Origin of the sequence: Paenibacillus sp. WLX1005 (assembly GCF_046603685.1) — a bacterium.
Classification (GTDB): Bacteria; Bacillota; Bacilli; order Paenibacillales; family Paenibacillaceae; genus Saccharibacillus.
Genome location: NZ_CP176756.1, coordinates 1,838,129 through 1,857,589, shown reverse-complemented (window position 1 = coordinate 1,857,589; position 19,461 = coordinate 1,838,129). Strand labels below are relative to the sequence as shown.

16 protein-coding genes are annotated in these 19,461 nt (G+C 49.2%); 3 read left to right on the top strand and 13 right to left on the bottom strand.

All coding sequences use genetic code 11. From position 1 onward, the window contains the following. Positions 1-219: 219 nt before the first annotated feature. On the top strand, positions 220-1,992 hold the full coding sequence (thiC, locus tag ACE3MZ_RS08010; protein ID WP_411345922.1) for a phosphomethylpyrimidine synthase ThiC: 1,773 nt from the start codon (positions 220-222) through the stop codon (positions 1,990-1,992). A gap of 390 nt (positions 1,993-2,382) precedes the next feature. Here the strand turns inward: thiC and ACE3MZ_RS08005 are convergent, their stop codons facing one another. From ACE3MZ_RS08005 to hemE, 11 genes are all read right to left on the bottom strand, one after another. Further along, positions 2,383-4,344 carry an ABC-F family ATP-binding cassette domain-containing protein gene (locus tag ACE3MZ_RS08005; RefSeq protein ID WP_411345921.1) on the bottom strand — a complete coding sequence of 654 codons (1,962 nt, stop codon included), beginning with the start codon at positions 4,342-4,344 and terminating at the stop codon, positions 2,383-2,385. Between the two features lie 14 nt (positions 4,345-4,358). Then, positions 4,359-4,532: a hypothetical protein gene (locus tag ACE3MZ_RS08000; RefSeq protein WP_411345920.1), complete on the bottom strand. Its 174-nt coding sequence runs from the start codon at positions 4,530-4,532 to the stop codon at positions 4,359-4,361. Continuing rightward, positions 4,516-5,103, bottom strand: coding sequence for a TetR/AcrR family transcriptional regulator (locus ACE3MZ_RS07995; protein WP_411345919.1), 588 nt, complete (start codon positions 5,101-5,103; stop codon positions 4,516-4,518). Before ACE3MZ_RS07995 ends, ACE3MZ_RS08000 begins: the two co-directional genes overlap by 17 nt. A gap of 10 nt (positions 5,104-5,113) precedes the next feature. Then, positions 5,114-5,950 (bottom strand): DUF92 domain-containing protein, encoded by an 837-nt coding sequence (locus ACE3MZ_RS07990; protein ID WP_411346732.1) that lies wholly within the window; start codon positions 5,948-5,950, stop codon positions 5,114-5,116. 11 nt (positions 5,951-5,961) lie between these two features. Beyond that, positions 5,962-6,585, bottom strand: coding sequence for a fumarylacetoacetate hydrolase family protein (locus ACE3MZ_RS07985; RefSeq protein WP_411345918.1), 624 nt, complete (start codon positions 6,583-6,585; stop codon positions 5,962-5,964). A gap of 84 nt (positions 6,586-6,669) precedes the next feature. After that, on the bottom strand, positions 6,670-8,034 hold the full coding sequence (locus tag ACE3MZ_RS07980) for a CapA family protein (RefSeq protein WP_411345917.1): 1,365 nt from the start codon (positions 8,032-8,034) through the stop codon (positions 6,670-6,672). After that, positions 8,027-8,176 carry a hypothetical protein gene (locus ACE3MZ_RS07975; RefSeq protein WP_411345916.1) on the bottom strand — a complete coding sequence of 50 codons (150 nt, stop codon included), beginning with the start codon at positions 8,174-8,176 and terminating at the stop codon, positions 8,027-8,029. The genes ACE3MZ_RS07980 and ACE3MZ_RS07975 overlap by 8 nt, the downstream gene beginning before the upstream one ends. Positions 8,177-8,398: 222 nt before the next feature. Then, a complete protein-coding gene (locus tag ACE3MZ_RS07970) occupies positions 8,399-10,540 on the bottom strand; it encodes a fructose-specific PTS transporter subunit EIIC (protein WP_411345915.1) in 2,142 nt (713 codons plus the stop codon). 185 nt (positions 10,541-10,725) lie between these two features. Continuing rightward, on the bottom strand, positions 10,726-12,156 hold the full coding sequence (gene hemY / locus ACE3MZ_RS07965; protein WP_411345914.1) for a protoporphyrinogen oxidase: 1,431 nt from the start codon (positions 12,154-12,156) through the stop codon (positions 10,726-10,728). Further along, a complete protein-coding gene (gene hemH, locus ACE3MZ_RS07960; RefSeq protein ID WP_411345913.1) occupies positions 12,153-13,106 on the bottom strand; it encodes a ferrochelatase in 954 nt (317 codons plus the stop codon). The genes hemY and hemH overlap by 4 nt, the downstream gene beginning before the upstream one ends. Positions 13,107-13,382: 276 nt before the next feature. Beyond that, complete coding sequence (gene hemE, locus ACE3MZ_RS07955) at positions 13,383-14,441, bottom strand: uroporphyrinogen decarboxylase (protein WP_411345912.1); 1,059 nt, start codon at positions 14,439-14,441, stop codon at positions 13,383-13,385. Positions 14,442-14,820: 379 nt separating this feature from the next. Here hemE and ACE3MZ_RS07950 point away from each other — a divergent pair, with 379 nt between their 5' ends. After that, entirely contained in the window at positions 14,821-16,062 is a 1,242-nt protein-coding gene (locus ACE3MZ_RS07950) for an MFS transporter (RefSeq protein WP_411345911.1), read from the top strand. Positions 16,063-16,234: 172 nt separating this feature from the next. Here the strand turns inward: ACE3MZ_RS07950 and ACE3MZ_RS07945 are convergent, their stop codons facing one another. Together ACE3MZ_RS07945 and ACE3MZ_RS07940 are read right to left on the bottom strand one after the other, a co-directional pair. After that, positions 16,235-17,134 carry an arginase family protein gene (locus tag ACE3MZ_RS07945; RefSeq protein ID WP_411345910.1) on the bottom strand — a complete coding sequence of 300 codons (900 nt, stop codon included), beginning with the start codon at positions 17,132-17,134 and terminating at the stop codon, positions 16,235-16,237. Positions 17,135-17,169: 35 nt separating this feature from the next. Further along, positions 17,170-17,814, bottom strand: coding sequence for an O-methyltransferase (locus ACE3MZ_RS07940; RefSeq protein ID WP_411345909.1), 645 nt, complete (start codon positions 17,812-17,814; stop codon positions 17,170-17,172). A gap of 221 nt (positions 17,815-18,035) precedes the next feature. Here ACE3MZ_RS07940 and ACE3MZ_RS07935 point away from each other — a divergent pair, with 221 nt between their 5' ends. Further along, positions 18,036-19,196, top strand: a complete 1,161-nt coding sequence (locus ACE3MZ_RS07935; protein WP_411345908.1) for a class I SAM-dependent RNA methyltransferase — start codon at positions 18,036-18,038, stop codon at positions 19,194-19,196. The last annotated feature ends 265 nt before the right edge of the window (positions 19,197-19,461 follow it).

Below are 19,461 nucleotides of genomic sequence, written 5' to 3'. Positions count from 1 at the left end.
GTCTTATTTGCCGCTTCCGTTCGCCGGAGGCGGCTTTTTGTCGTGTTCGGTGAATCGAAGAGGACAGTAGGATGGTATATCCAAGCATGGCAAACATGTCGGTTGCGGATTGCAACTGATGTATTGGTTACATACTGTACTGGTTGCCACCCCACCATATTCCCTACTCATCAGTCTACGATGGATGTTATCCACAGTACTGTAGGAGGATTTTTGACTATGCCTATTCTAACAACCCCATTGCCCGGTAGCCGCAAAGTGTATACAATCGGCTCACGTCCCGACATTCAGGTGCCAGAGCGCGAGATCGCCCTTTCACCGAGTGAATTACGCGGTGTGGAAACTGCCAATGCACCGCTACGGGTGTACGATACGAGCGGACCGTACACTGACGAGCATGCAACCATCGATATTCGCCGGGGATTATCTCCACTGCGCGCAGGCTGGATTGCTGAACGCGGTGATTGTGAGCCGGTTGATGCGCGAACAGAGCAGCCAGAGGATAACGGATTCACCAGTCTGGAAAAAGCAGAGCTGCACGGCGCGGAGAAGTTTCCAGACTACGGGCGCCAACCTCTACGTGCTAAAACGGGACATAATGTGACCCAGCTACATTACGCTCGCCGTGGCATCATTACGCCGGAGATGGAGTATATCGCTATTCGCGAAGGGATGACGCCGGAAGTGGTACGTACCGAGATTGCTGCCGGACGCGCAATTATACCTGCGAATGTGAATCATCCTGAGCTGGAGCCGATGATTATCGGTCGCCGGTTTCATGTGAAGATCAATGCCAATATCGGTAATTCGGCAGTTGCTTCCTCTATCGAGCAGGAAGTGGAGAAAATGACATGGGCGACGCGCTGGGGCGCAGATACGATTATGGATCTCTCCACTGGCAAAAATATTCATACGACGCGCGAATGGATTATCCGCAATTCGCCAGTGCCGGTCGGTACAGTGCCGATTTATCAAGCATTGGAAAAGGTCAATGGCAAGGCGGAGGATCTCAGCTGGGAGATGTATCGGGACACACTAATTGAGCAGGCAGAACAGGGTGTGGATTATTTTACGATTCATGCCGGGGTGCTATTACGCTATATTCCGCTCACTGCAAAGCGCGTAACCGGCATCGTCAGTCGCGGCGGATCGATTATGGCAGCGTGGTGTCTGGCGCATCATCGGGAGAACTTTCTGTATACGCATTTTGCAGATATTTGCGAGATTATGAAGGCGTACGATATTAGCTTTTCGCTGGGAGATGGACTACGTCCGGGTTCTATTGCGGATGCGAATGACGAAGCTCAGTTTGCCGAGTTGGATACGCTAGGTGAGTTGACGCAGATCGCTTGGCAGCATGATGTACAGGTAATGGTTGAAGGTCCGGGGCATGTCCCGATGCAGCTTATTCAGGAAAATATGGATCGCCAGCTGGATGTGTGCAAGGAAGCCCCCTTTTATACACTCGGTCCGCTAACAACAGATATTGCGCCGGGCTACGATCATATTACGAGTGCGATTGGAGCAGCCATGATTGGCTCGATGGGGACGGCGATGCTCTGCTATGTAACGCCAAAGGAGCATCTCGGTCTGCCGAATCGCGAGGATGTCAAAGAAGGCGTCATCACGTACAAAATTGCTGCGCACGCCGCCGATCTCGCCAAAGGTCATCCGCGCGCCCGTTATCGGGATGATGCACTGTCCCGGGCGCGGTTTGAATTCCGCTGGCGCGATCAGTTTCATCTATCACTCGATCCTGAACGAGCGATGAGTTATCACGATGAGACACTGCCCGCCGAAGGTGCCAAATCAGCACATTTCTGCTCCATGTGCGGTCCGAAATTTTGCAGTATGAAGATTACGCAGGATATTCGCGATCTGGCAGAACGGGACGGAATTGCGCCGGAAGAAGCGATTGAGTCAGGTATGGAGCAGATGGCGGAAACGTATCGCACGCGGCAAGGCTCGACGAACAGTGTATATGGTGGATAGGCTTGTGTAGACTACATGCTTGGTACTGATATAGCAGAAGCTGAAGATGTTGATCCGGTAGTGTGTACGAACAACGATATGTTCACCTCAAGGTCACTCTCCCATTGATATGACGAATGTTATGTATGGATTGCTTTGCATTCCCATCGACTCATGTATGTCATGGGAAAATATAAACAAAAACTCCCTGTCGCATCAGGATCAACAGATGTTGATTCTACTATGCACAGGGAGTTCTTCATATATTCGATTGCTGTAGAACATATTCTATACCGCTATGATCGCAAACTGGATAAATGATAAGGCAGAGAATAACTGATGGAACAACGAATCGTTACTTGCACAAAAGTAAGTCTGATAGATTAGAGCATATTGCTTATTCCGCCAGATTTATCCCTGCTGTTCAATCTTCTCCGCCAGCTCGTTCAAATACGTCCAGCGTTCCATCAGATGCTCTAGTTCCTGCTCGCCTGCTGCCTGCTCTGCCATCAATTCCTGCAAGCGCACGGAGTCGTTGAATGCCGCTTCCATATCGGTTGTGATGCGGCTCAGCTTGCTTTCGGCGGCTTCAATCATATTGTCAATCTGCTCATATTCGCGTTGTTCCTTATAGCTGAATTTGAGCTTGTCGCGGGATGACGTTCGCTTGTTAGCATCATTGGAAGCTTCGGCTGTGACCTCACTAGACGAAGCGGCATCGGTAGCTCCTTTGCTTGCCGATGTTTCTTTGCCCATATCATTCGTTTTGAGTTGTTGACCGCCAGTACGTTCTTCGTACTCGCTGTAGTTACCAGCATGAATACTTACGACACCGCCGCCTTCAAAAGCAAACATCTTCTCACACGTCCGATCCAAAAAGTAGCGATCATGGGATACGACGAGTACAACACCTGGGAACTCTTCCAAATAATCTTCCAGCACCGTTAATGTCGTAATATCCAGATCATTCGTCGGCTCATCCAGTAGCAGTACATTCGGCGCACTCATCAATACGCGCAGCAGATACAATCGGCGCTTCTCGCCGCCGGATAGCTTGGCAATCGGCGTCCATTGCGCGGATGGAGTGAACAGGAAGCGCTCTAGCATCTGAGCAGCGGTAATGCTGCTGCCGTCCGATGTTTTGACCACCTCGGCAGCTTCCTTGATGTATTCGATTACACGCATATTTTCGTCCATTTCCTGATGTTCCTGCGTGAAATAACCGAATTTGACCGTTTGACCGGTAACAATCTGCCCGCTGGATGGCTGCAATTTGCCTGAAATCAGATTGAGCAGCGTTGATTTACCGCGTCCGTTCGGTCCGACGATACCGATCCGATCCCCTGCCACCGCATGGTACGTCAGATCATGAATCAGCTCGCGACCGCCCAATGTGAGCGATACATGATCCAATTCGATAATTTGCTTACCGAGACGAGAGGAAATGGTCGACACTTCCAGCTGGTCGTTACGACGATTGGGATTGTCATTTTTCAATTGTTCAAAGCGATCAATTCTCGCCTTCTGCTTGGTGGTGCGTGCTTTGGCACCGCGGCGAATCCATGCCAGCTCCCGGCGCAGCAGATTTTGGCGCTTGTCCTCGGTTGCGGCTTCGCGTTCCATCCGCTCGGCTTTTAGCTCCAGATAGCGGCTATAGTTGGCTTCATACCGATACAACCGACCTTGATCCAGTTCTAGCATAACGGTAGCTACACGATCTAGAAAATAGCGATCATGCGTAATCATTAAGAGTGCGCCGCGCCGCCGTTGCAAATATTGTTCCAGCCATGTGACCGAATCATGATCAATATGGTTCGTCGGCTCATCCAAAATAAGCAGCTCTGCCGGTTGGATCAGCGCAGTCGCCAGCGCTACCCGTTTACGTTGACCACCCGATAATGTACCCATCGGTGCATCGTAGCGGGTAATCCCAAGCTTGGATAACACGTTTTTCGCTTCGCTTTCCAGCGACCACGCATCCAGTCGATCCATATCATGACTAACCTGTACGAGCTGTTGTTGTAGCCCGGCATCTTCTGGCGTCTGTTCCAATTGCTCCATCACGTTCATATATGCGCTGACCGCCTGCAATTCCTCACCGCCGCCTTCGAACACTTGACGAAGTACGGTCGCTTCCGGGTCGTACGGCGGATTTTGCGCCAGATAGCGGACACGGACGCTGTTATTAATCACGACTTTACCACTGTCCGGCTGCTCCAATCCGGCAATAATTTTCAAAAAGGTCGATTTACCAGTTCCGTTGACGCCGATAATACCGATCTTGTCGCGATCTTCCATGCCAAACGAGGCATCTTCAAACAATATTTTATCGCCAAAGCTTTTGACGAGTGCTTCTACAGTCATTATGTTCATTGCGATTCACCTTCTCAGGCATCTGCCTGCTGCATAATTTGGGCATGACACGATAGCGGATAACGCATCGTCACGCCGATACCCGCTATTATACCACGATTGAGAACCAGATTTGGAAAAAGAGCATACAAACGCTCCCATTGCTCCATCCACGCCTTATCCATCGAGCGGTTATGATTGCTGATCATTCACCTGTCGCTCGCATCCTTGCAAAAACAGATCAGCTACGAAGCGCGTGCGTTCATACAACTGTTGCTCGCTGAAGTCAGGATTGAACATCAGATCCATTTTCACCCGATCCAGCATGCCAATATACGATTCGGCACACCATTGCGGATGCGTGACTTTGCCCTTCTCCAACACATCGAGTACGATCTGCATATAGCGGAACATAAATTCGCGCATATATGCCATCAGCTCAGGATCATTATTCGGCGCACGGAACACCAGCTTGGTATACTTGCGACGATCAAAATGATACTTCGTGTGATGCAGCGCAATCACATACAGCTGATCTGCCATGCTGATGCAGGAATGCAGCGCTTCTTGCAGGTTATCGAGAAATTGCTCGCAATCCCGGCGCGTCACTGCCAGACACAATTCTTCTTTACTTTTAAAATACAAATAGACCGTTCCTTTGGCGATACCGGCCCGGTGCGCAATATCCGAAATCTTGGTCTCATAAAACCCGTCCAGACCAAATAATTCATAAGCAGCATCCAATATTAAATCCAGTTTGTCTCCTGTCGTGCCGCTCATACGCCACCTCCTATATCACTAAAAACAGCAGCGCTACCGCTCCGCCTGCAATGGAGCTGATCGCATTGACCATATCGTTGTTCATCCAGCGCCAGCCGCGTGCATACACGGTCGGCTGTCCGCAGTGCATCGTCGTCTCTACGATTTTGTCACAAACGGTACAGCGATACATCAACTGTACCGTTGCCCCCAGATACGAATCGGCAAAACAACCTGCCAGACCACCAATCAAGCCTGCCATGATGAGCTGCCAACCTCCATGCATCAGATCAGAACCACCGGAATATTCAGTATATGGATTACCCACAGGAGAGATTATCGAAAACATCCACGCTGCAATTCCGATCACCAGACCGCCTGCCGCCGCTGCCACTGTGCCGCGAAGCGAGATACCACCCGATGCGCCTGGCTCCAGAATGCGTCCATTTAATACCGAACGTGGCGGCTTGCGACTCAGGCTTCCCCATTCGGTCGCCCACGTATCTGCTGTGACCGTTGCCATAATGCCGACAAACGCCAGCACCCATGCCGGATGTGGTGCGATGGCATTACCGATACAGAGCAGCATACCAAGCCCACCATTTGCAAATACTTGTCCGGCGTCACGGCGTGAGCCTTTGGCGTAATCCTGTTCCATTTTGCGTTTACGTTCACGCTTCATTTTCGATAATACGCTACCGCTAATGAAGAATAGAATCAGTAGTCCAAACCAGAGTAGATTGCCTGCTCCGTAATAAATCGTCCCCATCATTGCCGCTGCACACGCACCCGAGCCGGATAACCAGCGCTTACGATACCCCAACCCGGAAATAAGGCCGGCACAGAGCGCGCCGACCAGCCAATCGATTCCGTTGTTCATCATTGGGCGATCCGACAGGTGCCAAGCGATTGCCCCGCATAGATCAGTTCAAATGTATCGTCAGCTACGACTGGGCCGACACCTTCCGGCGTACCCGTAAAAATAATATCGCCAGCAGACAATCCATACGTCTCGCCAATATGCTCCATAATGGTTTCCAATGAAAAGATCATATTTCTCGTGGAACCAAGCTGCACCTGCTGATCATTTTTCAGTAGAGCAAACTCATTGTCCAGCCAGCCCTGATTGCCCGGGAATGGTACAAAGTCGGTCACTGGCGCAGAGTTTTTGAACCCTTTTGCCGCTGTCCATGGATGACCTTTTTTCTTCAACATACTCTGTACATCGCGCAGTGTAAAATCAATTCCCAGCGCCACACCGTCTACGAGCTGTTCAGCAGACAGCCCACGTTCGTAATCCCGTCCGATGCGCACAACCAGCTCGGCTTCATAATGAATCTCGCCCTGATTGGCAGGCAGTACTAGAGAATCAGTAGAGAATGGTACTGCCGCATGGGAAGGCTTGAGGAAGATCATCGGCGATGTTGGCACCTCATTTCCCAGTTCTTCAGCATGCAGTCGGTAATTGCGTCCTACACAGTATACGTTGCGAATGGCACTCATTATGAACATTCTCCTCTGCGACTAGTTTATGAATAGACCCTGTTTTGATGAATATACTTGGTTGTGTATGCAGATAGCAATGAATTATGGTATCGCATTTCCTTTGACATCAAAGCGGATATTGCTTGATAGGCTTTGCAGTCGCTGCAATAACGTCTGCGCTTGTTGTTCTGCCATCGGAACCGGTTGTCCCAGATTGGCAGTATACGGAATCACCTTCATGCTGCACTCGCCCTTCACACTACATACCGCTTGAAAGACGCCGGTATCCCATGTCTTCTCGGTCAAGGAACGGGTGAAAATAAAATTACCTGTGCTATAAGCGATCCATTTGCCTTTGTACTGCTCCAATCCTTGCAGCACATGCGGATGACCGCCGACAACCAGATCAGCACCTGCATCGATAAAGCGATGTGCCAGATCGGTCTGGTGATCGACCGTTGTATCGGAACGCTCTACTCCCCAGTGGGCGACAACGACGACGAGATCGGCATTGCTTTTCGCTTCACGAATGGCAGCTTGGGCGGCAGTTGCATCATAAGCAGTTGCTACGCCGGGCTGATTCTTGCCCGCATTCCAGCTTGTCTCCGGGATCACGCGACTAAATCCGAGTAGTGCAATCTTAATACCTTTACGTTCAAAATACATCGGCTGATACGCGCGTGTACTATCGTTCCCCGCACCGACATAGGAAACGCCGCTCTGATCCAGCTGCTTGATCGTATCGGTTAAGCCGCTGACGCCCTGATCGAGAATATGGTTGTTCGCCAGATTGACTGCATCAATGCCTGCGGCTGCCATATGCGGCAATGCTTCTGGGGAAGACTTGAACGTATACGTTTTGTTCGCTGCTGTCGTATCCGAGCTGGTCACTGGCGTTTCCAGATTGACCACTGTCAGATCGTCCGATGTGAACAGCTTGCTCACATACTGATACGGGTAATCATACCCTTTCTGCGCCAGCAATTCACCTACTTTACCCGAAAACATCACATCACCGCCAAAATTCATCGTGACCGTACGTCCATCAGGCACGGTATCCGTTTGTGGCTCCAGCGTCGGTGTTGTCGATGCACCAGCATCGCCGGAAGTCGGTGAAGGCTTCTTCGTTGCAGAGGAATCCTCATCATCAGAACCAGTCTGCGCTTGGGATGACGATTCGTCCGCTACCGCATTCTGCTCTGACGATTGCTGTGTCTCCGATGTAGTATCCGGTGATTCTTCTGCTGATGTGGAAGGATCTTGTTGCTCGGTCGCGTTCGGTGTCTGCTCACTCTCACCGGACAACGCACCAGACTCATTTTCAGGTAAAAGATCGCCGGATTCATCCTCCGTTGTCGTTGCATCGGAAGATGTTGGCATCTTATTATGTTCTTCTGTTGCTGACTGCGGCACCGAGGTGGTGGCAGCAACTGTTGTTGGTGACCCAGACTGCTGATGTTCATTCATCCAATACACCATTCCAACCAGGACGACCGCCACGACGAGTGCCGTATTCAGCAGCATCCAGCGTCTGAATCGGCGCTTGCGTCGTCGTATTGCTTCCTGTCTTTGGTGACGGTTTTGTTCTGATCGTGTTGAATACATACATTACTCCTTTTACTCATACGTCCTGTTTAGTATAACAGGTTCGTACAAGGAGCGAAAAGCGTGCTGACCGCCAGCCCTGTCATCACGCGGGATTGGCAGCACCTTGCGTAAAAGAACGTAAAAGAAAATAGAGATATAACATAACCTTCTATTTTCATATTATATGTCTCATATAACATAATCTCTGATCCATATTGATGAAAATTCGGGCACAAACGTATAGTTAATGCACCTCAGATAGCAACTTATATGCTTCCTCATTCGATTGTACTGACAATAGTCGTTCGCGGAATGAGTCGTCCATGAGTTTACGTGATAACATTTGCAATATTTTCAGATGGGCATTACTCTCGCCCTTGATCGGTGCGGCAATCATAAAGATAAGGCGTGCATCGCTGCCATCAGCACTGTTCCAATCCACGCCGTCGCGTTTCATACCGAATACGACACGCGGCTGCTTGACGACATCCGATTTGCCATGTGGAATGGCGATATTCATGCCGATCCCGGTCGAACTTTCCTGCTCGCGATCTAGAATCGCCTGCTTGAACTGCGATTTGGACGATAGTATGCCTTCGCTATCCAGCACATCGATTAATTCGTCGATAATATCATCCCGTGTATCGCCTGCAAGCTGAAGTACAATAGACTGCGGTGTAACAATGTCGGTTAACGAGTGAATGCTTTCCTTTTTCACGCCGACCTCTTCTTGCTTCACCTTGTTCTCTACGTTCGTATCCGCTTGTTCAAGCCCTTGATGAGCGTCAGACTGTTGATTATGGTTCTGGTGATCATTGGCATTGGCGTGATGATCACTAGTATGATTGGAATGTGAACTCAGTGTAAGATCGCCAGTGGAATCGTTGGAGTGTGAATTCATGATTGGGTTCTTCCCTTCTGTATCGTTATATGTGGAATCAGTACCTTTATACGTCGCACCAGCCAATGCTGTTGCTGGCTCTTGTCCTATATCCTTTTTCAACAAGCCGATCATCAGTACCGTTACTAGTACACCGACGATGATCGCAAGCAGAAACATAATTACATGATCAACTGCGCCCAGCAGTGCCACAATCGGTCCACCATGCGCCACCCGATCACCGACTTTGCCAAACATTGCAATGACTGATGCGCTCATCGAACCGATCATAATGCTTGGAATGACACGTAGCGGGTCTTGAGCGGCAAATGGAATCGCTCCTTCAGTAATGCCAAACAAGCCCATTGTAAACGCAGCTTTGCCTGCTTCCCGCTCCGTACCACGGAATTTACGCTTATGAATAAAGGTAGCAAGCCCCATACCAATCGGTGGCACACAGATTGCAGCGGCAATCGGTCCCATAATCTCATAATTACCTTCACCAATCATTGCCGAGCCGAACAGAAAGGCGACCTTATTCACCGGTCCGCCCATATCGAATGCAATCATCGCTCCTAAAATCAATGCCAGTAGAATCGAGCTGGTGCCCTGCATACTTGCCAACCATCCAGTCAACCATTCGAAAAACGCTGCAATCGGCGCACCAATCAGAAAGACAAAGATCAGCCCGACGATCAGCGACGAGATAACCGGAATGATAATAATCGGCATGATCGGCAATAGCGCTTTTGGAACTTTGATTTTCTTAATCGCTAGTGCTACATAACCCGCCAGAAAACCAGCAACAATGCCGCCAAGAAAGCCTGCTCCCGCTTCACTTCCATAAAAGCTACCATTTGCCGCAATAAAGCCGCCGACTACACCCGGCGCAAGCCCCGGACGATCGGCAATACTAACTGCGATAAAGCCTGCTAGAATGGGCACCATAAACGTAAATGACGCGCTGCCAATGCTCTCAACCGTTTTCCAAAACGACCCGTCTGGTATAACAATACCGCCTGGTGTCTGCTGTCCGCCCAGTGTGAGTGCAATTGCAATCAGCAGCCCGCCAATCACGATAAATGGAATCATATACGAGACACCGTTCATCAGATGGCGATAGATCGGATTTTGCCGATCTTGTCGTTCATTGCGGATCTCTTCGGACGATCGCAACTCTCGCTGATCACCGTTATATGCACGTACATTGTTGTCGACAAACATCTGGATCAATTCTTCCGGTCGACGAATGCCGTCCTGCACACCAACAGTCAGTAGCCTTTTGCCAACAAATCGGCTTTTGTCCACCGCCTTATCGGCAGCAATAATAATGCCATCCGCCTCTGCAATATCCTGCTGAGTGAACGCATTTTCCACACCGATTGAGCCTTGCGTTTCGATCTTGATAGGAATGTTCATCTGATCTGCTGTTTTTTGCAAATTTTCGGCTGCCATATATGTATGCGCAATTCCGTTAGGACAGGAAGTGATGGCAAGCAATTTCATTAATAATTCCTCCATTCTGCGATTCAAATAAGATGGCGTTGCTTCCTTTTACGTGTCAACGCTTACATAACGTTTAACCAGAAAGCAAGTGTTAGAACAAAACACGACAAAAATCCCGGCTAGGCATCGTACACCTACCGGGATCATCTATTCATTTGGTACTTGTTCATCGAATGTATATGATGTTATTTCAATACGCGTAAAGACACTGTACGCTGCGCTTCCAATTGGGCAGCATCTCTGGCAGTGCGAATACAATCTGGCAAACCTACGCCGTCATAACCAGCACCAAGTAGTAGCATGCCTGGGCGCTCTGTCGACAACTCGCTGCGCAGTGCGCTAATGTCATCCAGATGACCGACCGGATACTGCGGCATCGAACGACGCAGACGGGTAATCTCGGTAAACAGTGGCGTCGCTTGTATGCCCATCAGCTCGCGCATATCATGCAGTACCTTTTCCGTAATCTGCTCATCAGACTCGTCGACAATCTGCTCCTGTCCATCGCGACCGACGTAGAAGCGCATCAGCACCCGATCATCCGGGCTAGTATGCAACCATTTGGTCGATGTCCATGTGCAGGCGGTAATCGTGCGACCTTCCTTGCGCGGCACGAGGAAGCCGGAGCCATCGTATTCCGTTTCGATATCTTTGCGGTCAAATGCCATCACAACATTGGCAACTGATACATAGTTAATCTGATCCAGCGCGGCAGTATCCACATGCCCTTGTAACAGCGGTGCAGCGGCAAAAGCAGGCACAGTCACTACGACATGCTCCGCTTCCAGCGTCGTACCATCGCTAAGCGCAATCGTATACAGACCGTTCTCGTAGCGGATCGATTCTGCGCCTGTGTTTAGCTTGAACGTTACATCGGTCGCCAGTTGTTGCTCTAACCGATCAGTCAGACTTTGCAGACCGTTTTTGAATGTATAAAATGTACTTTTCTTCGTGCCGGTATGCGTCTCGACTGGCTTGCGTCCGGTATTCATGCCTTTGATCAGACTACCATATTCACGTTCCACTGTGCCGAATTGTGGAAATGTCGCCTGCAAACTCAGTTTGCGTGTATCGCCAGCATAAATGCCAGCCAGCAGCGGTTCCGTTACATTTTCCAATACTTCTTTGCCTAGACGACGCTCAATAAAGTCACCTAGTGACTCGTCTTTGCCATCCATCTTGGCAGGCAGTAAGAAATCTTCTAGCGCGCGAATTTTGCCATCCATGGAGATCAGATCACTTTCCATAAATGGACGCAGCTCGGTCGGAATGCCAAGCACCAATCCAGATGGCATCGGATGCAGCTGTCCGTCATGCAAAATATACGTTTTCTTCGCATTCGGGTTGGTCGTAACGAGATCGTCGCCCAATCCAACCTCCTGCGCCAGCTCGGTCATGGCAGTCTTGCGCGCCAGATACGAATCCGGTCCTTTTTCGATTACAAAACCGTCCTTATGCAGCGTATGCACTTTACCGCCAAGTGAGCCGGATTGTTCCACAATTGTAATCTGTGGGGACAATTCCTGTTCACGAAAATATTTGCGCAAATAAAACGCTGCGCTCATTCCCGTAATCCCGCCTCCGATAATGGCGATACGCCGTGCGGATGATGTCATGATACATGCACCTCTTTTGATTTGCGGATGACTTCGTCAGCCAGCACTTCCATATACAGCTCGTCTGTGTTGAGTGAGTCGATGCGCATCAGACGCATATCGATCTCCTGTGCCAGCTCCTGGGCTTCGATGTCCAGGTCATACAATACTTCCAGATGATCGGATACAAAACCGATCGGCGCTACCAGCACATATTTGACTTGCTCAGCGCTCAGTTCTTGCATCGTGTCCAGCACGTCCGGTCCCAGCCAAGGCTCGCTCGTACGTCCAGCACTTTGCCAGGTAAATTGCCATGAAGGTACATTGGCAAGCTTCGCAATCGCTTCGGACGTTTCCAGCAACTGGTCGCGATACGGATCGCCCATGCTCAGAATACGCTCTGGCAAGCTGTGCGCGCTGAACAATACGCGTACTTCTTCACGGGTTGCGCCTGTTTCTTCAAACAGTTCCAATTTGCTATTCACACGGTTGGACAGCGTTTCGATCAACTTCGGATGCAGGTGATAGCTCTCGATTGAAGTGAGCTGCACACCTTCCTGCTGCGCTGTTTCGTTCGCACGTTTCAGGTAGCTACCAACGCTCATTGTGGAATAATGAGGCGCCAGCACGATGCCGATCGCTTCTGTAATCCCGTCTTTTGCCATATGCTGAATGCCATCCTCAATAAATGGATACGCATGCTTCAATCCTTGATAACAGATGAATTCGATCTCGCCGCCTGCGCTTAGCTCATTCAGCTTGTTTTGCAATCCAGCCACTTGATTGTCCGTATTTTCGCGTAGTGGGAATACACCGCCGACAATCGCTTCATAGCGGTCTTTTAGTTCTTTGAGTTGTTCCGGGCTTGGCGGATTGCCTCTGCGGATATGGGTATAATACGCTTCTACATCTTCGAGACTAGCCGGAGTACCGTAAGACATGACCAGAACACCAATTTTCTTGTTAGCCATTAAAGATCACCTCAATAGTAAAAGTAATAAAGCAATTGCTGTCGCTTCATCCATGACAATTGTCACACCGACGATTCAAATTTCATTTAAATTTTGGGATAATACATACAAACAAGCGTCAATTCGTCATTAACAGAATCCCATTCCGACAACATGGACACCGTTAAGACGGTATGCCACATGCTGTCACTTCGCTATAGACCGACATATCAGCAGCCTCTGCTCCATAGTATGCGGAATGTAAAATGAAATTGCCAGTTTGCATTCAGAATCGGTTCAATCCGACGTCATCCGATTCTTCAACACTTCCGCTGAATATTCATGCACATAATGCGTCAGTTCCTTCAGCTTGTCGATAGACGCTTCCGGGAATAGACCATGACCGAGATTGAAAATATACCCCGGCTCTTGCAGCCCTTCGTCGATGATCCGGCGCGCGTGCTCATGAATGAGCGACGACGGTCCAGTCAGCACATACGGATCGAGGTTGCCCTGCACTGCATATTTACCACCGAGACGGCGACGCGCTTCTGGAATCGATACGCGCCAATCCAGTCCGATCACATCGACGGGTAGACTATTCAGCTCTGGCAACAGTTCGCCTGAACTTACACCTGGAAAATAAATCTTCGGCACATCCAGATCTTTGAGCTGATCAAAAATATACGTGATCGTCGGCAATACATACGTGCGAAAATCAAGCGGCGACAGCGCCCCAACCCAGCTGTCGAACAACTGGAACGCTTTACCACCATTCTCAACATGCTTACGCAGATACGTTGCGACCATGTCGCCCAGCTTGCGCATCAGCGAGTGCCACAATTCCGGCTCACTGTACATCATCGTTTTCGTACGGATGTAGCTTTTGGATGGTCGTCCTTCGATCAGATAACTGGCAATCGTAAACGGCGCACCGGCAAATGTAATCAGCGGCACATCCAGTTCGCGATCCAGAATGCGGATCGTTTCCAGCACATGACCGAGATCGCCTTCCACATCAATTGGACGCAGACGCTCCACATCAGCAGCGCTACGAATCGGGTTGTCGATCACAGGACCGATATTTTTGACAATATCGAAGTCAATGCCAATGGAGGCAACCGGATTCATAATATCTGAATACAAAATCGCCGCGTCAACGCCCAGCTTGCGTACTGGCATCATCGTCACTTCGGCAGCCAGCTCGGGTTGTCGGCATATTTCCAGCAGCGTGTAATGTTCTTTGATTTTCTGATAATCCGGATCATAACGCCCTGCCTGACGCATATACCAGACTGGTAAATGGTCGGTACTTTGCTTAAAGCAGGCGCGTATGAAGGAATCGTTATAGCTCATACATAGTCCTCCGCGTCGGTAGTTATTCATCGTAGTATTGGGATGTTGAACAGATTACAGGATAGTTATTCTTACCCCATTTATGTCCGTTTTCGTTCGTTCTGACTCACAATTCCATTATCCTCTTTTTCACAAGGTGTAACAACTCCCCTACGATGAACATCCCATGACAATACTATGAACGAAAATGGACATCATACAGATTGTATCACTCATTAGCAGCATGGAAAATAATGCTAAAAGCAAAGCAAATTCATGCACCTTGTTTCATCTGATGAAAATTAGTTTTATTTTTTCTTGATTTTGTACCCAAATTAGTCCAAATCCATGTAAAACTATGCTATAATTACAGGATGGAATTGTAAGGAAGTGAAACGTGATGAAAATTTCAAAACCTAATTTCGAAGCCTGGCAAATTAACCTGATGGTATTATGGGTCGGGCAATTTCTAGTCAATGCCGGAATGACGATGATCGTTCCGTTTATCGCTCTGTACCTGTCACAGGATATTGGCGTACAGGGGGAACACCGGGTCGCACTGTGGGCGGGCTTTATTTTTGCCGCCAATTTTGTGACTTCGTTTATTTTCCAGCCGTTATGGGGCAAGCTGTCCGATCAGTATGGACGTAAAGTAATGCTGCTGCGCTCTGGGTTCGGGATGGCGATCGTGTTCACTGCGATGGGCTTTGCTACTCAAGCATGGCATCTACTGGCATTACGGCTGATTAACGGTACTATCTCTGGCTTTAACCCGGCGGCAACCTCTTTGATTTCCAGCAATACGCCTAAGGAAAAGATGGGCTTTGCGATGGGCATTAGCCAATCCGGTACTATTGCTGGTACGATTCTCGGTCCGCTGATCGGCGGTATTCTCGCCGATACGATTGGCTTCCGGTATATTTTCTACATTACTGGTTCATGTATATTTCTCGCTACGCTGTTAGCGCTATTCTCGGTACGCGAGAAGTTCGATCGCTCGGCAGCGGCACAAATGCCCAAAACATCCGTCTTATCCGGGCTGCGCGAATTAAGTCTGACTCCGCAGTTACCAGCACTGTTCACTGTAACGTTGCTGCTGCAATTTGCACTAATTAGCCCGATGACATTGTTGCCGTTATATGTGCAGAAATTACAAGGCACCACGGAAAATCTCGCCTTTTGGTCTGGCTTGGTTAGTGCGGTGACGGGACTATCCAATATGTTGATGGCGCCGATTCTTGGTAAAGCGAGCGATAAGTACGGCGCTCACCGCATCCTCACATTTTCTCTGATCGGTGCAGGCTTGATGCTCATCCCGCAAGCCTTTGTGCAAAATGTGGAACAATTGATTATTGTGCGCTTTCTCATGGGATTATGTATGGGTGGATTGTTACCAAGCGTCAATTCGCTAATTCGTTACTATACGCCGGATGGAATGGAAAGCCGGGCATTTGGCTTTAACAGCAGTACGAATGCACTTGGCAATATGACTGGCTCAGTGATGGGCGGTGTGCTGGCAGGCTTTATCGGAGTAGAAGGATTGTTTGTACTGTCAGGAATACTGCTAATGTTGAACATGCTCTGGGTACGCGCCCGGCTGTACAGCAAACCAACCGCCGACCGTCATCGCAAATCGGCATAATTCGTGGTCAACCAGCATCACATAACAATGATTGTATTCAGGGAAAATAACTCTAAAAATACTACATCGCAAGAAACCCAAAACCGCCGTACTGCCAGCATACAACGCAGTACGGCGGTTTTTAGTTTACATCGCTATACTGCCAAATCCAATGCTCACTTCATCTATCCAATCATGACAGTATATCTACTAGCCATTGCACAAAGGGGCGTGTATACGTTCCGTCTGCATCAAGCGAAGGATCAAGAATCGTCAGTTCCATTCCAGCAACCTTCTTACTGTTCAATAGTGGCTGCAACAGCGCCGTTAATTCTTCATAGTACAGACCATCATCCGCTGGACTGTCTACAGCTGGCATCAGATCATGATGAAGCACATCCACATCAAGATGAATCCAGAAGCCGTCCAATTGCTCCGACTCCACTTGATCCAGAAAATTCTGTGCAACAATTGCCATCCCTTGTTGCCGAACAGCCTGTAGATCAACATAATGCACATCCGATTCCAGCACTGGACGAACATAATATTCATCATATTCCCGATTGCCTACACAGCAAATATGCGACTGCTCTACATACGGCTGCTGCCCATGCAAATGAGTCAACCGTTCATCTCCCATACCCGCAACAATCGCCAAATCCATCCCTGCCACCCCGCCAGTCGTAGACAGAGAGGGCGGAATATAATCGGTATGCCCATCCACGAAAAACAATCCATATCTGCCGCGCTGCTTCAATGCCAGCATCGTGCCGATCAGTATGCTACAATCGCCACCAAGCAGCAATGCCAAATGCTCCGGTTGACGCTCCAGCTGTTCTCCAAGCAATTCTGCTTGTTGCAGCGCATACTGGGCAATCTCCGGTACGTGTAGCAGCGGAGGGTCTCCCTCTTGCTTCATCGTATAATCGGGCGGCAGCAGTTCAGCCACAGTCGCACTATGCAAACGCTCGTGCAAACCAAAGCTACGCAGCCAGCCTGGCAAATGACGGACACCCGGCTCGATATCGCCAGCCTTTTTACGCAAGCCGAGATGAATCGGAAATTCCAGTATATTAATCGGTCTTCCGTTCATATTGCGGTATCCCTCCCCTATCTTTTTTCAAAAGATTATACCTTCACCATCGCAATCGCCAGCCCGTCATAAGCAGGCAGCAACGTACCGGTCAGGCGCGGATCGGAAGCCATACGACGGTTGAACTCGCGCACTATCTGCACAGCAGGTCCTTGTTTGTCCGGGTTCAGCGTACGACCGCGCAGCAGCAAATTATCGCCAACAATGATCGCTCCCGGCTGTGCCAGCTCTAACGCATACTCCAGATAGTTCAAATAATTCCCTTTATCCGCATCAATGAAAAAGAAGTCAAACGTTCTGCCTTCCTGCTTCAACTGCTCCAAACTATGCAGCGCTTCGCCAACGAGATACTTCACCTGTTCCCCATGACCCGCCTGACGTAAATGTTCATGCGCCAACGCCGCATAAGCAGGTTGCAGCTCCAGCGAGGTAATGCTGCCTTCGACACTCAATCCGCGCGCCATACAGACCCCGCTATAACCGCCCAGCGCACCAATTTCCAAAATACGATTGGCACGCGACATTTGCACCAACAAAGTCAGCAATCGTCCGTAGCCTGGCTCCACCGATACTTCCGGCATCCCCTGCTCTCGAATCTTCTGCTTGATCTGTAGCAGTAATTCATCTTCCTCAATCAGCTCGTTCATATAATGTTCTGGATTGGAATGTTGTTCTGTCATGTAATGATTCTACCCCTTCAAATGTAAAATTCAGTCTGATATGCAAAAATCGCCGATATTGCGGCACTTTTTTAACGGAAACGTTTGTAAGAACTGACGCATTCACCTATACTAGATTGTATGGCTTTCGGGCGAAACCGGCAAACGGTATATTAAATAAATAAGGGAATTTTGTTTAGGAACAAAAGATCTCACTGTTTATAGGGAGTTGAAGAACTACAATGAAATCACTGGAATTAATCGCTACCTGCCCAATGGGCATTGAGTCAGTTGTAGCGCGCGAATTAAAATTGCTCGGATATGATGATACACGCACCGAGAACGGTCGTGTCCGCTTCAGCGGCGACTATATCGACATCTGTCGCTGTAACTACTGGTTGCGTACAGCAGACCGCATCGTAATCAAAATGGCAGAATTCAAAGCCACAACATTTGACGAATTATTTGAAGGCGTAAAAGCCGTATCGTGGGCAGACTATATTCCTGCCGATGGCGAATTTCCGGTTTCCGGACGCTCGCAAAAATCGCAACTGAGCAGTGTACCCGCTTCACAAGGTATCGTAAAAAAAGCGGTCGTAGAGAAGCTCAAACAAACGTATGAAACCGATTGGTTTCCAGAGGACGGCGCACTGTATGCGATTGACGTATCGTTATACGAAGATACGGCGCTGATCACGATGGATACGACCGGACCTTCACTGCACAAACGTGGATACCGCAAGCATGCGACAGAAGCGCCTCTCAAAGAAACAATGGCGGCAGCACTCATACTGCTTAGCCGCTGGGGTCCACATCGTCCGCTGTACGATCCGTTCTGCGGTTCCGGCACATTGCTGATTGAAGCGGCAATGATCGGCTGGAATATCGCACCCGGACTGCGCCGTAGCTTCCCGTCAGAAGGCTGGTCGATCATTTCGGATGAGCTGTGGGAACAAGCTCGTGACGAAGCATTCGATGCGGTCAATGACGATATTCCGCTGCAAATTACAGGTAGCGATATTGATCCAGAAGCGATTGAAATCGCCAAAGCTTGCGCCAAAAGTGCAGGTTTGGGCGACGAAATTGAATTTAAAGTTATGCCTGTTTCGCGTATTCAGCCACAAGGCAAATTCGGCTGCATCGTGACCAACCCGCCATATGGCGAGCGTCTGAGCGAAACGAAAGAAGTTGAAGCGATGATCCGTGAGCTGGGCAAATCGTCCATCTATCTGCCGGATTGGTCGGTATTCGCAATCACACCAACTCGTCATTTTGAACAATTTTTCGGACGCAAAGCCGACAAACGCCGCAAGCTGTACAACGGTCGGATCGAATGTCAGTTTGTTCAATATCTCGGTCCACTGCCGCCGCGTCAGCGTCAGGAAGAAGCTCCATCCTCGTAAGTATAAGCTCCAAGCGATTGTATACGCTTAGAGCATCGACGATCCCAACAGATAGAGATAGATTGCACATCAGACAGATAAATCACGTATGGTATAGATCAATCAAAGAAATTGCTAACCAATTCTCATTCTAATCTCCATACGTACAGCCACGCCGATCACGGATATGATTTCATTGATGTGACTAAACATCATAATTCCAATCCGGCGTGACTGTACGCAATGGTTGTATCAACAGAATGTAAAGTCACTATATATTTCATGC

Coding starts and splice junctions, on each gene's coding strand:
- thiC (WP_411345922.1), top strand. CDS start 220: ATGCCTATTCTAACAACCCCATTGCCCGGTAGCCGCAAAGTGTATACA.
- ACE3MZ_RS08005 (WP_411345921.1), bottom strand. CDS start 4,344: ATGAACATAATGACTGTAGAAGCACTCGTCAAAAGCTTTGGCGATAAA.
- ACE3MZ_RS08000 (WP_411345920.1), bottom strand. CDS start 4,532: ATGATCAGCAATCATAACCGCTCGATGGATAAGGCGTGGATGGAGCAA.
- ACE3MZ_RS07995 (WP_411345919.1), bottom strand. CDS start 5,103: ATGAGCGGCACGACAGGAGACAAACTGGATTTAATATTGGATGCTGCT.
- ACE3MZ_RS07985 (WP_411345918.1), bottom strand. CDS start 6,585: ATGAGTGCCATTCGCAACGTATACTGTGTAGGACGCAATTACCGACTG.
- ACE3MZ_RS07980 (WP_411345917.1), bottom strand. CDS start 8,034: ATGAATGAACATCAGCAGTCTGGGTCACCAACAACAGTTGCTGCCACC.
- ACE3MZ_RS07975 (WP_411345916.1), bottom strand. CDS start 8,176: ATGTATGTATTCAACACGATCAGAACAAAACCGTCACCAAAGACAGGA.
- ACE3MZ_RS07970 (WP_411345915.1), bottom strand. CDS start 10,540: ATGAAATTGCTTGCCATCACTTCCTGTCCTAACGGAATTGCGCATACA.
- hemY (WP_411345914.1), bottom strand. CDS start 12,156: ATGACATCATCCGCACGGCGTATCGCCATTATCGGAGGCGGGATTACG.
- hemH (WP_411345913.1), bottom strand. CDS start 13,106: ATGGCTAACAAGAAAATTGGTGTTCTGGTCATGTCTTACGGTACTCCG.
- hemE (WP_411345912.1), bottom strand. CDS start 14,441: ATGAGCTATAACGATTCCTTCATACGCGCCTGCTTTAAGCAAAGTACC.
- ACE3MZ_RS07950 (WP_411345911.1), top strand. CDS start 14,821: ATGAAAATTTCAAAACCTAATTTCGAAGCCTGGCAAATTAACCTGATG.
- ACE3MZ_RS07945 (WP_411345910.1), bottom strand. CDS start 17,134: ATGAACGGAAGACCGATTAATATACTGGAATTTCCGATTCATCTCGGC.
- ACE3MZ_RS07940 (WP_411345909.1), bottom strand. CDS start 17,814: ATGACAGAACAACATTCCAATCCAGAACATTATATGAACGAGCTGATT.
- ACE3MZ_RS07935 (WP_411345908.1), top strand. CDS start 18,036: ATGAAATCACTGGAATTAATCGCTACCTGCCCAATGGGCATTGAGTCA.